This is a genomic window from Microbacterium paraoxydans, from assembly GCF_018224615.1.
Classification (GTDB): Bacteria; Actinomycetota; Actinomycetes; order Actinomycetales; family Microbacteriaceae; genus Microbacterium; species Microbacterium paraoxydans_B.
In genome coordinates, this window is the sequence record NZ_JAGTUK010000005.1 from 45,224 (window position 1) to 59,519 (window position 14,296).

General features: G+C 71.1%; 7 protein-coding genes and 1 tRNA gene. 5 read left to right on the top strand and 3 right to left on the bottom strand.

Annotation, left to right across the window (positions count from 1 at the left end; translation table 11 throughout):
- The first annotated feature begins 2 nt into the window (after nt 1-2).
- On the top strand, nt 3-3,491 hold the full coding sequence (locus tag KE274_RS15795) for an ATP-dependent DNA helicase (protein WP_307872232.1): 3,489 nt from the start codon (nt 3-5) through the stop codon (nt 3,489-3,491).
- Here the strand turns inward: KE274_RS15795 and KE274_RS15800 are convergent.
- On the bottom strand, nt 3,437-4,819 hold the full coding sequence (locus KE274_RS15800; protein WP_249186539.1) for a phosphotransferase: 1,383 nt from the start codon (nt 4,817-4,819) through the stop codon (nt 3,437-3,439). The two genes, KE274_RS15795 and KE274_RS15800, sit on opposite strands and share 55 nt — an antisense overlap.
- A gap of 64 nt (nt 4,820-4,883) precedes the next feature.
- Here KE274_RS15800 and nudC point away from each other — a divergent pair, with 64 nt between their 5' ends.
- Both nudC and KE274_RS15810 read left to right on the top strand, forming a co-directional pair.
- Nucleotides 4,884-5,765: an NAD(+) diphosphatase gene (gene nudC, locus KE274_RS15805; RefSeq protein WP_211545478.1), complete on the top strand. Its 882-nt coding sequence runs from the start codon at nt 4,884-4,886 to the stop codon at nt 5,763-5,765.
- Complete coding sequence (locus tag KE274_RS15810) at nt 5,762-7,483, top strand: ATP-dependent helicase (RefSeq protein WP_211545480.1); 1,722 nt, start codon at nt 5,762-5,764, stop codon at nt 7,481-7,483. The genes nudC and KE274_RS15810 overlap by 4 nt, the downstream gene beginning before the upstream one ends.
- A gap of 821 nt (nt 7,484-8,304) precedes the next feature.
- On the opposite strand, the gene KE274_RS15815 is transcribed toward KE274_RS15810, so the two are convergent.
- Entirely contained in the window at nt 8,305-9,738 is a 1,434-nt protein-coding gene (locus KE274_RS15815) for a zinc-dependent metalloprotease (protein ID WP_211545483.1), read from the bottom strand.
- Between the two features lie 118 nt (nt 9,739-9,856).
- Here KE274_RS15815 and KE274_RS15820 point away from each other — a divergent pair, with 118 nt between their 5' ends.
- Both KE274_RS15820 and KE274_RS15825 read left to right on the top strand, forming a co-directional pair.
- Nucleotides 9,857-10,948, top strand: a complete 1,092-nt coding sequence (locus tag KE274_RS15820) for a YlbL family protein (protein ID WP_211545485.1) — start codon at nt 9,857-9,859, stop codon at nt 10,946-10,948.
- 82 nt (nt 10,949-11,030) lie between these two features.
- The gene (locus tag KE274_RS15825) at nt 11,031-13,952 is read left to right on the top strand and encodes a UPF0182 family membrane protein (RefSeq protein WP_211545487.1); all 2,922 of its coding nucleotides are present in this window, start codon (nt 11,031-11,033) and stop codon (nt 13,950-13,952) included.
- Between the two features lie 229 nt (nt 13,953-14,181).
- Here the strand turns inward: KE274_RS15825 and KE274_RS15830 are convergent.
- Nucleotides 14,182-14,255, bottom strand: a tRNA-Met gene (locus tag KE274_RS15830).
- Nucleotides 14,256-14,296: the final 41 nt, after the last annotated feature.

Below are 14,296 nucleotides of genomic sequence, written 5' to 3' on the forward strand. Positions count from 1 at the left end.
GCGTGGCGACACCCGAGGTGGTGCTCGCGGCGACCGACCTCGCGGCAGCCCTCGGCCTCCCCGCGCCGACGCCCGCGCAGCAGGAGGTGATCCAGGCGCCGTTGGAGCCGGCGCTCGTGGTGGCCGGGGCGGGTAGCGGCAAGACCGAGACCATGTCCGCACGGGTGGTGTGGCTGGTGGCCACGGGACGCGTCCGGCGGGACGAGATCCTCGGCCTCACGTTCACCCGCAAGGCGGCCGGCGAGCTGGCGGAGCGTATCGGCGCTCGGCTCGCGGTCGTCGACGAGTACAGTCGCCGCGGGCTGCTGCCGCATCTGCCGGAGATCGTGGCCGGCGGCGCGCTCGGCCGCGTGGCGGAAGCCGCATCGGGCCGGCAACGCGAACTGGTGCGCGCGACCGTGCTCGACGATCTCGCCCGCCAGTTCGGCACGGGCTGGGACCCCGCGGCACCGCGGACGGTCGAAGACCTGATGATCCGGCCGCGCGTCTCGACGTACAACGCGTTCGCGGATGGCATCGTGCGGGAGCACGCCGCCCGGATCGGCCGCGACCCCGACGTGGCGATGCTGAGCCAGGCCGCCTCGTGGATGCTTGCCCGCGAGGTGGTGCTGCGCAGCGACCTGCCGGAGCTGGAGGAGATCGACTACGCGCTGGGCACCGTGATCGACGCGGTGCAGCGTCTGGCGGGCGACGTGCTGGACCACCGCGTGGACCTGGCCGTCGCCGAGCGCCTCGCCGCGGAGCAGGCGCGCGCGTTCGAGCCGTACCGGAGCAACGCCGATGTCGACAAAGCCGCGGTCAACCTGCTGAGCCTGCCCACGCTCACCGCTCTGGTGCGGGAGTACATCGCCGAGAAGCAGCGGCGCGGCGTGCTCGACTTCGCCGACCAGGTCGGTGGCGCCTACGACATCGTGGAGTCCGCGGCGGACGTGCGAGCCGAGCTGCGGGAGCAGCACCGCGTCGTGCTGCTCGACGAGTATCAGGACACCTCCGTCATCCAGACCCGGTTCCTGGCGGAGCTGTTCCGAGACAGCGCCGTCATGGCGGTGGGTGATCCGCATCAGTCGATCTACGGGTGGCGGGGCGCCAGTGCCGACAACCTCTACGCGTTCTCGCGGTCGTTCGCGAGCACGGGGTCGGTGCACACCTACAGCCTCATGACCAGCTGGCGCAACGACCGGGGGATCCTCGAGGTGGCGAACCGCGTGCTGGAGCCGCTGCAGCGTCCTGGTCTGGACGTCCCGCCACTGCAAGCGCGACCCGGAGCGGGGGAGGGCGGCATCGAGGTGCGCTTCCCGCTCACGGTCGATGAGGAGGCGGCGGCGGTGGCGGACTGGTTCGTCGAGCGCCGCGCCGCGCACGAGGCGGCGGCCGCTGGACGCGGAGGTTCCCCGCACACCGGTGCCATCCTGTTCCGTTCGAAGCGACACATGCAGACGTTCGCGGGGGCGCTGGCCGCGCGCGGTGTTCCCCACCGCATCCTCGGCCTGGGCGGCCTGCTCGCCACCCCGGAGGTGGTCGACGTCGTCTCGACGCTGCGGGTCGTCCACGATCCCACGGCCGGATCAGCTCTCATCCGACTGCTGACGGGTCCGCGTTTCGGTGTGGGGGTCGCCGACATGGCGGCGCTGTACGATCTCGGGCGCACGCTGGCCGAACGGGACACGAGCATGCTGCCGCTGCCGGACGAGGTGAGGGTGCGACTGCGCTCGTCGCGCGGCGCCGACGAGGCCGTGTCGATCGTGGACGCGGTGGACGTGGTGCGCGCGGTCCGGGACGACTACCGCCTGCTCGAGGCGTTCACCCCGGAAGGCCGAGCGAGGATCCGGGCCGCGGGGGAGATGCTGGAGCGCTTGCGTCGCGCGTCCTCGCAGCCGATCCCCGAGCTGATGCGCCTGATCGAGCTGGAGCTCCGCCTCGATATCGAGCTGGCCGCGAACGAGACGCGCGGTCCGGCGAGGATCGCGGCGACACAGCTGCGCGCCTTCGCCGACGAGGTGCGCGCGTTCCTCGCTGCGGATGACCGCGGGACGATCGGCAGTCTCCTCGCGTGGCTCGACAAGGCGGAGAGCACGGACGAGCTGATGCCTCGTCCCGAGCCGCCCGAGCCCGGCGTGGTGCAGTTGCTCACGATCCACGGCTCCAAGGGACTCGAGTGGGACGCCGTGGCGGTGGTGCGATTGGTGTCGGACGAGCTTCCCGGTCGCATCGCCGACACGTCGGGCTGGTTCGGCTTCGGCGTGGTGCCGTTCGAATTGCGCGGCGATCGTGACGCACTGCCGCGCTTCACGTGGGACCCGGAGGGCGCCATGGGCGACGAGACCGATCCCGACAAGCGACAGAAGCTCGCGCAGGCGTCGCTGTCGGGCGGCGCGACCAAGGCCAACCCGCAGGGTGGCGCCCTCAAGCGCTTCAAGGACGCCTACCGCGAGTATCAGCGGCAGGAGGAGCGGCGCCTCGCGTATGTCGCCGTGACGCGGGCACGGAGCGACCTCTTGCTGACGGGGGCGCACTGGGCGGGGCAGAAGGCGCCCCGCACACCGAGTCCGTACCTGCTGGAGGCGATCGAGGTGCGGGGGCTGGCGCCGATCGAGGCGGTGGATCCCGACGACAACCCGTACGACCGCCCCGGGGCGACCCTGCACTGGCCGCTCGACCCGCTGGGTGCCCGGCGCCCCGTGGTCTCAGCGGCCGCGGCGGAGGTGGAGGCGGAGCTTCGTGCCGGGGTGGCCGAGCCCACGCCGGAACTGCGGCGGCTGCTCGCAGAGCGCGAGGCACGACAGCGGGGCACGGATGCGGATGCCCCGACGCGCGTGCCGGCCTCGCGCTTCAAGGACTACGTCACCGACTACGCGGGAACGCTCGCGTCGATCGTGCGCCCCATGCCGGAGCGCCCCTATCGCCAGACCCGCCTGGGGACGCTGTTCCACGCCTGGGTGGAGCAGCGCTCTGAGCTGGTCGGCGTCGGTTCCCGGGTCGATGAGGCGCTGTGGGAACAGGACGAGGATGAGCCGTTCGCTGATGCCCTCATCGACGGGGGTGCCTCCGGCGCGGCGGCCGACGCCGCGGACCTCGCGGCCCTGCAGCGCACGTTCGAGCAGAGCGAGTGGGGACCGCTACAGCCGATCGCGGTGGAGATCGAGATCGACTTCGCCTTGGGCGCTGGTACGGGCGAGGCCACCGACGACGACCGTGGGCACATCGTGATCTGCAAGCTCGATGCCGTGTACCGCCGCGCCGACCGCGGCGACCGCATCGAGATCGTGGACTGGAAGACGGGTCGTGCGCCTCGGACGGCCGCGGAGCGCGAAGAGCGGATGCTGCAGCTCGCGCTGTACCGCCTCGCCTACCACCGCCGCTTCGGGGTGCCGCTCGACGAGATCGACGTGGCGCTCTATTACGTCGCGGACGATCTGGTCATCCGCGGGGACCGGGTCTACTCGGAGGAGGAACTCTTCCAGCGCTGGAGGGCTGCGCGGGCGGCCCGCTGAGCCTCTTCGGAATCGTCGGGGTCGTCCGCCGTGTGGTCGTCGCTGCGCGCGGAGGCCGTGGGTCCGCCGTCGTGCGACGAGCCGTTGCCACGGGCATCGCCGAACAGGGAGGAGACGCCGGAGAGGTCTTCGGTGTCGAGGTCGACCGTGGCGGAGCGGGGAGCGTCGTCCGCGCGTGCGGGTGCCTCTTCTGCGGCGCGGGTCCACGGGGCTGGTGCGCCGGGTGCCGGCTCGGCGACGGCACCGCTGTCGTTCTGCTGCTCGGCGTTCACCGCCCACAACTCGTCCGGGTTGTATGCGTCGGTCTGCATCGACGTGTCGACCTCTGGCGCGCTGGCGACGGGCACCCGGTCGAGGGCCTCCATCGCGGAGTCCACGCCGCTCGGCCGCCCGCTGGCGACGATGCCGCGGTCGTTCAGTCCCTCCGCCAGCGCGGTGAGGAGCGCGGCTGCGTCGTCGACGATGTCGGGGCGGTGCAGTGCGTCGCCGTGCACCAGCCAGCGCGCGAACTCGAGTTCGGCGAGCAGGCGGGCGCGCGCCTCGAGTCCGGCGTCGGGGGCGCGGTCGACGGCGCGGGCGTAGGAGGCGTGCACGTCGGCGGCGGCGTCGGGGGCGGCGGACAGCCAGGAGAGGTCGAGCGCGGGGTCGCCGACCGCGAGCCCGTGCCAGCCGATGAGCCCGGTGACGCGCGGACCCTCGTGGGGGTCGTCGTCGAACAGGAAGGATGTGGCCTGCACGCCGCCGAGGACGACGGTGGACTCGAAACGCCACAGCTCGTCGTCGGCGATCGCGTCCCGCCAGCGGACGGTGAGCCGCGCGGGGACCCGGCCGGTGGCGGCAGCGGTGTCGACGAGGCGTTCGAGCTCGGCACGGCTCTCGTCGGCGCTGCGTGTCGGGAGCCCTGCTCCGCGCACGACCGAGGTGGGCATGCCGTGCACAGCGGCGATCGCCGCGCCCATGGACTCGGCGGCACCGCGGCCGGCCGGCACCATCGGGGCCTCGATCTGGAAGCCCGGCAGCAGCTCGGTGACCAGGGCGCGCCCGTCGCCGAGGCGCGTCTCACCGACGTACGCCGGAGCGCGGAAGGGCAGCATCGAGCGGGCGCCGTCCGTGAGCGCGCGCAGGGCGATCGCCTCGGCGGCGAGTTCGCGCGCGGCGTCGTCGTCATCGGCCACGCGGATCGCCAGCTCCCTGCCGTCGGCGAGCGAGGCCACGGCGGAGTCGAAGCGGCCGTCGCCATCGGCGGTGAGCGCTCGGGTGCCCGTGACCTCAGCGCCGGGAAGTGCGGCCGTCACCGCCGCGGCTAGAGTGAATGGAGAGCGTCCCATGCCCCCAGGGTAGGTGGGCTCAGGGGCGGTCCCGCCTCCGCCACGCCCGTGAAAGGGGGAGTCGATGAGCATTCAGCGCCCGTTCTTCGACCGCGCAGCGGAGCTCCGCGAGGAGCCCGGGGTGATCGATCGTCTGCGCGGCGAAGCCACGACCAGGGTGATCGTGGTGCGCGAAGGCCGTGTGCGCGTGGTCGACTCGGCACTCGTCCGGGTCTCCGCGGAGACGGTGGGCGAGGCGACCTGGGCACTGCTCGGGCGCGATGCGGACGGTGCTCCGCTGCTTCTTGCCGCGGCACCTCCCGAGACCGACGCCCTCGATGCGGCTCCCGACGAGATCTGGCTCGGGCTGCGCGATCTGGGCGGCCGCATCGACGCCGCGGAGTCCGACGTGCTGGTCGGCGCGATCGCGCTCGCCGGCTGGTTGCGCGACGCCCCGTTCTGCCCCACGTGCGGTGGAGGCACGGAGCTGCGTCAGGCGGGGTGGTCGCGCCGCTGCCTCGTGTGCGGCCGCGAGCACTTCCCCCGTACGGATCCCGCCGTGATCGTCGCGGTCGAGAGCACCGACGGCGAGCGGCTGCTGCTCGGAGCGAACGCCAACTGGGGCGGTCGCATGTACTCCTGCTTCGCCGGTTTCACGGAGGCGGGTGAGTCGCTCGAGTCCACGGTGCATCGGGAGATCGAGGAGGAGTCGGGCGTGCGCCTCTCCGCGCTGCGGTATGTGTCCTCCCAGGCGTGGCCGTTCCCTCGTTCGCTCATGATCGGCTTCCGGGCCGTCGTGGAGGATGAGAGCGCCGCCCGTGCCGACGGCGAGGAGATCATCGACGTGCGCTGGTTCACCAGGGCAGAGATCGGATCCGCGCTCGCGGGCGACGGGCCCGTCGGTCTCCCCGGCCCTGCGTCGATCGCGCGCGCCCTGATCACGCAGTGGTACGAGGAGCGCGCGTGAGTGCACTCGATGCCCTGGATGAGCGGCAGCGTGCAGCGGCTTCCGTCCTCCGGGGTCCGGTCGCTGTGCTCGCGGGTGCCGGAACCGGCAAGACTCGCGTGATCACGCATCGCATCGCTCACGGCGTCGACACCGGCGCGTACTCTCCGTCACGCGTGATGGCGGTGACCTTCACGGCGAAGGCCGCCGGTGAGCTGCGCGGGCGTCTTCGCGCGTTGGGCGTCGAGGGTGTCGCCGCTCGTACGTTCCATGCGGCTGCTCTGGCGCAGCTCAATTTCTTCTGGCCGACGCTCGCCGGTTCGCCCGCACCGTCGATCATCGACAACAAGGTGCGCATGCTCGGGCAGGCCGCCGATGCGCTGCGTCTGCGGCCCAGTACGGCCACGTTGCGCGACATCGCCTCGGAGATCGAGTGGCGCAAGGTGTCGATGCTGTCGATCGACCGGTACGCGGAGCTCGGGCGGCCCGTCAGCGGCATCGACGCGGGTCAGCTCGTCGAGCTCATGCGCGGCTACGAGGCGCTCAAGGACGAGCGGCACCAGCTCGACTTCGAGGACGTGCTTCTCGCGTGCGCGGGCATGCTGGAGACCGAGCCGCGCGTCACGGCGGCGGTGCACGAGCAGTACCGCCACTTCACCGTCGATGAGTTCCAGGACGTCTCGCCGTTGCAGAACCGCCTGCTGGAACTGTGGCTCGGGGACCGCCGTGACATCTGCGTGGTCGGCGATGCGAGTCAGACGATCTACTCCTTCGCGGGCGCCGAGCAGCGTTTCCTGCTGGAGTTCGAGCGCCGCCACCCCGACGCCACGGTCGTGCGGCTCGAGACCAACTACCGGTCGCAGGAGCCGATCCTGACCGCGGCGAACGCGCTGATGCGCGGGCGACCGGGCGCGCTCGAACTGGTGCCGGCACGGGAGCAGTTCACCGCCGACGCCCCGACGGTCACCGCCTACGACTCGGAGTCCGAGGAGGCGGCGGGCATCGCGGCGGGTGTCGCGGCGCGGATCGCGGCGGGAGCGTCGCCCGCGGAGATCGCGGTGCTGTATCGCGCGCATGCCCAGTCGGCGGTGCTGCAGCAGGCGCTCGCCGCGGAGGGCATCGCCACGTCGGTGCTCGGCGGCACTCGGTTCTTCGCGATGCCCGAGGTGCGGCAGGCGATCCTGGCGCTGCGCGCCGCGGCCGTGGCCCCCACCGAGCACGGTTTCCTTCCCGGGGTGCGCCGGGTGTTGAGGGAGCTGGGGCTCACGGAGGAGCCGCCCGCCGCTGGGGGTGCGCAGCGGGACGGCTGGGAGGCGCGTCGCGCGATCCTGCGACTGGCGGAGGAAGCCGGACCGGAGGAGACGCTGCGCTCGTTCAGCGACGCGCTCATGGCGCGGGCGAAGGACCAGCATGAACCTACGATGCGGACCGTGACCCTGTCGACGCTGCATGCGGCGAAGGGTCTGGAGTGGCCGCACGTGTATCTCGCGGGCTGGGCTGAGGGGTCGCTGCCGATCTCCTACGCCACCACGTTCGAGGCGGTCGACGAGGAGCGTCGTCTGGCGTACGTGGGCGTCACGCGGGCCGCGCGAACGCTGGAGATCTCCTGGTCGCGGTCGGCAGGGCGAGGGGAGCGCGCACCGTCGCGGTTCCTGGCCGAGATGGGGACGACGGCTCGCGGCACAGGCATTCTTCGCGAAACGACACCGAACGCCACGCGCACCGCCCGTCGGCGCTGACCCGCGCAAGACGCCCGGCTTCGTTCGACGCGAGCAGGACAGCCGCAAGCCGCGCGGCCTCTCCCACCCGCGACGCGGGGATGCGTCCGGGATCGCGTCCGATCAGCTGACTGTGCACGAGGGGCCACGCCGGGTCTCGTTCGGTGTCCTCCAGGTCGCGGCAGCTGAGGCACGGGGTGTCGCCCGGAACCACGAGCGGCCCCACGGTCACGCGTCCAGGCTCGAAGGCCACCGGGAGGTGGGCGCGATCGTCGCGCAGCTGCCTCGCGAACTGCACCGCCGCGGCGGCTCCGGGTACCAGCACCACCGCGACGGCCTCCGGATCCTCCGGGGGTGCGATCACCACGCCCTCATCCGCCAGGGCCTCCCGCAGCCGTCCCTCCGTCCGTGTATCCGTGAGGCCGAGGCTGCTCGTCCACGCGGCTCGTGCGGGGGAGGGGTCGTCGTGCAGTGCCGGGGCGATCAGCGCGAGCATCTGTCGCGCCTCGTCCCAGGGCGCCCCGGCCGCGTGCGCGATCACGTCGTACGCGCTGCGGCGGAATCCGTGGCGCAGCCGACTCAGCAGCGGCTCCACCCACGGCTGCTCCGCGGAGAGCCGGAGTGTGCCGTCGTCGCCGAGCTGGAGGGTGGTGTCGTCGCGCCACAGCAGCGGTCGAGACGGATCGAGGCGGGTGAGGGTGGGCGGGGTGAGCGGCACCCTCCGATTCTCGTGCGGGGCTGGTGCCACGCGAGCCATCGGAGCGATCCGGTGGACAACTCCGCTCCGTGGCGCCCGCGGGGGAGGAACAGTGCCGCGGCGCGCCGGCCCCGCGGCACTCCGCTCACACCGGCCGGTCGCCCTCCGGTGTCGAGCCGCCGTCCTCATCGCGCGAGGAGTCGTCGACGGCACCCTCGTCGGTTGCGGCGTCCCCCGCGTCCGCGTCACCGGAGAAGTCGTCGCCGTCGAGCAGACGGGCCAGCGCCTCGTCGAACTCGTCCGCCACGGGCTGCTCTCCGCGCTCGGCTGCCTGGAGCCGCGCGATCAGCGCCGTGGGGTCGTCGATGTCCTCGGCGGTCGGCATGAGGTCGGGATAGTCCCACAGGGAGTCGCGCGCGGCGACGCCCACCGCATCCGTCACGGCCTGCCACATCGCCGACGCCTCGCGCATCCGTCGCGGGCGCAGCTTCAGGCCGACCAGGGCGCCGAGGGCGTCCTCCGCCGGACCGCCCACCGCGCGACGACGCCGTGCCGCCTCCGCGATGCGGGCGCCGTCGGGCAGCCGGGACGTCGCCTGCGCGGTGACCACGTCCACCCAGCCGTCGATCGTCGCGATCAGGTTCTCGAGTCGCGCGAGGGCCTCGCGCTGCGCCTCGGTCTGCGTGGGAAGCAGGGCGCCGCCCTCGATCGCGGCGCGCAGCTCCTCCGGGTCGGACGGGTCCAGCCGGCTCGCCACGTCTTCCAGGGCCTCCACGTCGACCGTCACTCCGCGGGCGAAGTCGGTGATCTGGGCCATCACGTGCAGGTGCAGCCACTTGGCGTGCCGGTAGAGGCGGGCGTACGCCAGCTCCCTGGTAGCCAGGTACAGCGCGATCTGGTCCTCCGGGATCTCCAGGCCCTCGCCGAAGGCGGTGAGGTTCTGCGGGATCACGGCGGCGGTGCCCGCGGGGAGCACCGGGATGCCGACGTCACCGCCCGACACCACCTCGAGCGAGAGGTTGCCGAGGACCTGACCGAACTGCGCCGCGAACACCGAGCCGCCGAGGCCCCGCATGAGGCGCCCCGCGCCCTGCACGACCCCGCGCATCTCCTCGGGTACCTGCGTGTCCAGCGCCGAGGTCAGCGCGTCGGCGATGCTGGTCGACACCGGACCGGCGATCTCCTTCCACACGGGGAGCGTCTTCTCGACCCACTCGCCGCGCGTCATGGCCGTCGGAGTCTCCGCGAGCTCGGAGATCGTGGTGGCCTCGCCGAGCCAGAGGGTGGCCAGCGCGAAGGAGTCCGCGATCGAGGTGCGCGAGCCGTCCGAGATGCCCTGGCCCTCGCGGTTCGCGATGTGCAGCGCCTGGCGCAGCGCGTTCTCCCACGGGTCGCCGCCGAACGCGCCCTGCAGCTGCGACATGATCGTCTGCATCATCGCGGGGTCGAGCGTGAAGCCGTCCATGCCCGAGAAGGCCTCCCGCAGGGCTTCCGGGTCGATGTCACCGCCGCCCTGGTTCGAGAGCATCCGCCGCAGGAACTCTTGGAAGTCCTCCGGGTTCGGGTCGTTGTCTGCCATGTCGCTCGCCCTCTCAGCACGTCTGTAGCCGTGGCATCTACGCTAGTCACAGGTTTCAGTGCGTGACCCCGGAGCGGGCAGATCGCTGTACGCCGCTCGCGAACGACGGAGGAATGCTGTGGAACGACCGCGCGCAGGAAAGCTCGGACTCGGCGTCTGGGCGCTGATCGTCGCGCTCGCCGCCCTGGCGGTGCTGACCTTCCTGCCGTCGCCGTACGTGATCCAGCGTCCGGGCCCCGTGTACGACACTCTCGGTACCGCGAAGAACGCCGACGGCGAGCAGGTGCCGCTGATCAGCGTGAAGGGCGCGGAGACCTACGAGACGGGCGGCACGCTCGACCTCACCACGGTGCAGGTGGTCGGCAACCGCGAGCGCACCCCCAGCTGGTTCGAGCTCGCACTGGCCTGGCTCGATTCGTCGCGGGCGGTGGTGCCGCTCGACTCCGTGTTCCCCGAGGGCGTGACCACCGAGCAGCGCGACGAGCGCAACGCGACGCTCATGATCGACTCGCAGCATGAGGCCACCGCGGCCGCCCTGAACGAACTGGGGTACGACACCGGAGCGCAGGTGGTCGTGGTCGACGCGGTCGAGGACTCTCCGGCTGACGGCCTGCTGGAACCGGACGACATCATCACGGCCGTCGACGGAACGCCCGTCACCTCGGCGACGCGGCTGCGCGAGGCCATCCAGGACGCGGGCGGAGACCCCGTCTCCCTCACGGTGCAGCGCGACGGTGCCGAGCAGACCGTGGAGGTGACGCCGGAGAAGCACGTGGAGGGCGGGACCACCACGTGGCTGGTGGGCATCACGCTGCGCACCGACTACGACTTCGAGATCGACGTGACGATCCAGCTCGACAACGTGGGCGGTCCGAGCGCCGGCATGATGTTCGCGCTCGGGATCATCGACACGCTCACGCCGGGCGAACTCAACGGTGGCAAGGACATCGCGGGCACGGGCACGATCGACGCGGAGGGCGACGTCGGCCCGATCGGGGGCATCCGGCAGAAGCTCTACGGTGCGCGCGACGCGGGTGCCGACTACTTCCTGGCACCGGAGGCCAACTGCGACGAGGTGGTGGGTCATGTGCCGGACGGTCTCCAGGTGATCCGCACGGCCACCCTGGAGGAGTCGCTGTCGGCGCTCGAGGTGATCGCCGATGGCGGCGACACGAGCGGCCTCCCGACGTGCGAGGTCCCCGCCACCTGACGGGGCGTCGCCGCCGTTGCCGTGACCGCGCCGTGACCGGCGTGACAGCCTGCGCACAGCCGCCCGTGCCTAGGATGGAGGGGTGACCTCGACCTCAGCCCCGAACCCGGCCACGCCACGAACCTCTCGACGAATCCTCGGCATCTCGCTGGTGATCATCGCCGCACTGATCGCGGCGTTCTTCGTCTTCGCTTCGCTCTACACCGAATACCTCTGGTTCGACCAGGTCGGGTTCACCGGCGTGCTCACCACGCAGTGGATCGCGACGGCGGTGATGTTCGTCGTCGGCTTCCTTGGAATGGCGGTGCCGCTGTTCGTGGTGATCCAGCTCGCGTACCGGCTGCGCCCGGTCTACGTGCGGCTGAGCTCGCAGCTCGACCGCTACCAGGAGGTCATCGAGCCGCTGCGGCGACTGGCCATGTGGGGCATGCCCATCTTCTTCGGCCTGTTCGCCGGCTTCGCGGCCGCGGGCAACTGGAAGACCGTGTGGCTGTGGGCCAACGGCGTCGCCACCGACACGGTCGACCCGCAGTTCGGCGTCGACACGGGCTTCTACATGTTCGCGATGCCGTTCTACTCGATCCTGCTCGCCTTCGTCTCGGCGGTGCTGCTGCTGTGCCTCCTCGTCACGGCGCTGGTGTCGTACCTCTACGGCTCGGTGCGGATCGGCCAGGGGGAGCTGCGCATCTCCAAGCCGGCGCGCATCCAGCTCGCCGTCATCGCGGGCCTCTACCTGCTGGTGCAGGCGGCCAGCCTTTGGCTCGACCGCTTCAAGACGCTGGTGACGCCTGACGACCGCATCACGGGTGCCGCGTACACCGGCGTGAACGCGACCATCCCCGGTCTGGCGATCCTGGCGATCATCGCCGCGGTCGTCGCGATCCTCTTCTTCGTCACGGCCGTCATCGGCCGCTGGCGCTTCCCACTGGCCGCGACGGCGCTGCTGATCGTGGCCTCGCTCGTGGTCGGCGTCGGCTATCCCTGGGTCGTCACGACGTTCCAGGTGAAGCCCAACCAGAACGCCTACCAGGCCGAGTACTACCAGCGGAACATCGACGGTACGAAGGAGGCCTACGGGGTCGCGAACCTCGAGACCACCGCGTTCGAGGCCGAGACCGACGCGGCGGCCGGCCAGTTGCGGGCCGATGCCGAGACCACGGCGTCCATCCGCATCATGGACCCGAAGGTCATCCCGCCGACGGTCCGCCAGCTCGAGCAGTACCGCGGGTACTACCAGTTCCAGACCACGATGGACGTGGACCGGTACGAGATCGACGGCGTCATGCAGGACACCGTGGTGTCGGTGCGAGACCTCGACATGTCGGGCCTGGGCGACGGCGACAACTGGAACAACCGGGTTGCCGTCTACACCCACGGCTACGGCCTGGTCGCCGCCGCGGGCAACCAGCGCACGAGCGACGGGGAGCCGGTGTTCCTCGAGCGCGGCATCCCCACGTCCGGCTTCCTGAGCGACCGCGAGAACTTCGAGCCTCGCGTGTACTTCGGGGAGAACTCGCCGGAGTACTCGATCGTCGGCGCCCCGGAGGGTTCGGAGCCGGCGGAGATCGACTACCCGCGCGGCAAGGACGGTTCGAGCGAGACCAAGACCACGTTCGACGGTGACGGCGGTCCGAAGATCGGCGACACGTTCACCAAGCTGCTGTACGCGCTGAAGTTCCAGTCGGAGCAGATCCTGTTCTCGAACCTGGTGAACGAGGAGTCGCAGATCCTCTACGACCGCGACCCGAAGACCCGCGTGCAGAAGGTCGCGCCGTACCTCGAGCTCGACAGCGACCCGTACCCGAGCGTCGTGGACGGCCGCATCGTCTGGATCGTCGACGGCTACACCACCAGCTCGACGTACCCGTACTCGACGAGCGTGAGCCTGTCCGACGCGATCGCCGACTCGAACGTCCCGTCGCCCTCGCTCGCGATCGACGACATCAACTACATCCGCAACTCGGTCAAGGCCACGGTCGACGCCTACGACGGCTCGGTCACGCTGTACGCGTGGGACGAGGAGGACCCCGTGCTGAAGACGTGGCAGAAGGTGTACCCGTCGACGCTCAAGCCGATCAGCGAGATGTCGGGCGAGCTGATGAGCCACGTGCGCTATCCGACCGACCTGTTCAAGGTGCAGCGCGACATCCTCGGCATCTACCACGTCGACAAGGCGGGATCGTTTGCGCAGCAGGACAACCGCTGGCAGACGCCGAACGACCCGCGCAGCGATGCGATGCTCCAGCCGCCGTACTACCTGACGATGCAGATGCCGGGTCAGGACCAGCCGCGGTTCTCGATGTTCTCGACGTTCATCCCGGCGTCTCAGGGGGCTGGCGGAAGTCGCGACGTGCTGATGGGCTACCTGGCGGTCGACTCCGACGCCGGTTCGGAGAAGGGCGTGAAGGCGGAGGGCTACGGTCAGCTGCGCATGCTGGAGATCGATACCGACACCACGGTGCCCGGCCCCGGTCAGGTGCAGAACACCTACAACTCGGACACGGCCGTGGTGCCGCAGCTGAACCTCCTCCAGCAGGGGGAGTCCGAGGTGATCTACGGCAACCTGCTCACGCTGCCCGTGGGTGGCGGTCTGCTGTACGTGCAGCCGGTGTATGTGCAGTCCTCGGAGGGGACGCAGCTGCCGCGTCTGCAGAAGGTGCTGGTGGCCTTCGGTGACCGTGTCGCCTTCGAGAACACGCTGACGGAGGCGCTGGACACCCTGTTCGGCGGTGACTCCGGCGCGACCGGTGGCGATGACGAGGTCGAGCCGACGGATCCCGGTACCGACGAGGGTACGACCGACCCGGACACGGGGGAGACCCCGACCGAGCCGACGGCGCCGACGGACGCACAGGCCTCCGCCCTGGCTGCAGCGCAGCAGGCTCTGCTGGATCGGCAGGCAGCGCTCGCGGAGGGCGACCTGGAGAAGTTCGGCGAGGCCGACAAGCGCCTCACGGCGGCGGTCGAGAAGCTGCTGGAGCTGGAGGCCTCCGCGGGGAACTGATCCCGCAGAGCAGAGGCTGAGTCGGATGGGCGTCCCCGAGGGGGCGCCCATCCGCGTATCCGGGTCGCGGTACGCGTGCGCGAGGCGTACCGGTGCTCGTCGGCGGCGACGCACGAGCGGCCCCGCTCGGTACGCAGTGAGGGAGGAAAGCGCCGCCACTCACGGCACCCTCGTGATGGAAAGCCGAAGGCCCCTGATCGGATTTCTCCTGATCAGGGGCCTTCTCTTGTTGCGGGGACAGGATTTGAACCTGCGACCTCCGGGTTATGAGCCCGGCGAGCTACCGAACTGCTCCACCCCGCGGCACAAGGAATAACCTATCACGGATTCTGGAGGCCGTCGAA

Excerpts from the sequence above, each read along its gene's own strand:
- KE274_RS15815 (WP_211545483.1), bottom strand. The coding sequence starts at position 9,738 with ATGGCAGACAACGACCCGAACCCGGAGGACTTCCAAGAGTTCCTGCGG.
- nudC (WP_211545478.1), top strand. The coding sequence starts at position 4,884 with ATGAGCATTCAGCGCCCGTTCTTCGACCGCGCAGCGGAGCTCCGCGAG.
- KE274_RS15800 (WP_249186539.1), bottom strand. The coding sequence starts at position 4,819 with ATGGGACGCTCTCCATTCACTCTAGCCGCGGCGGTGACGGCCGCACTT.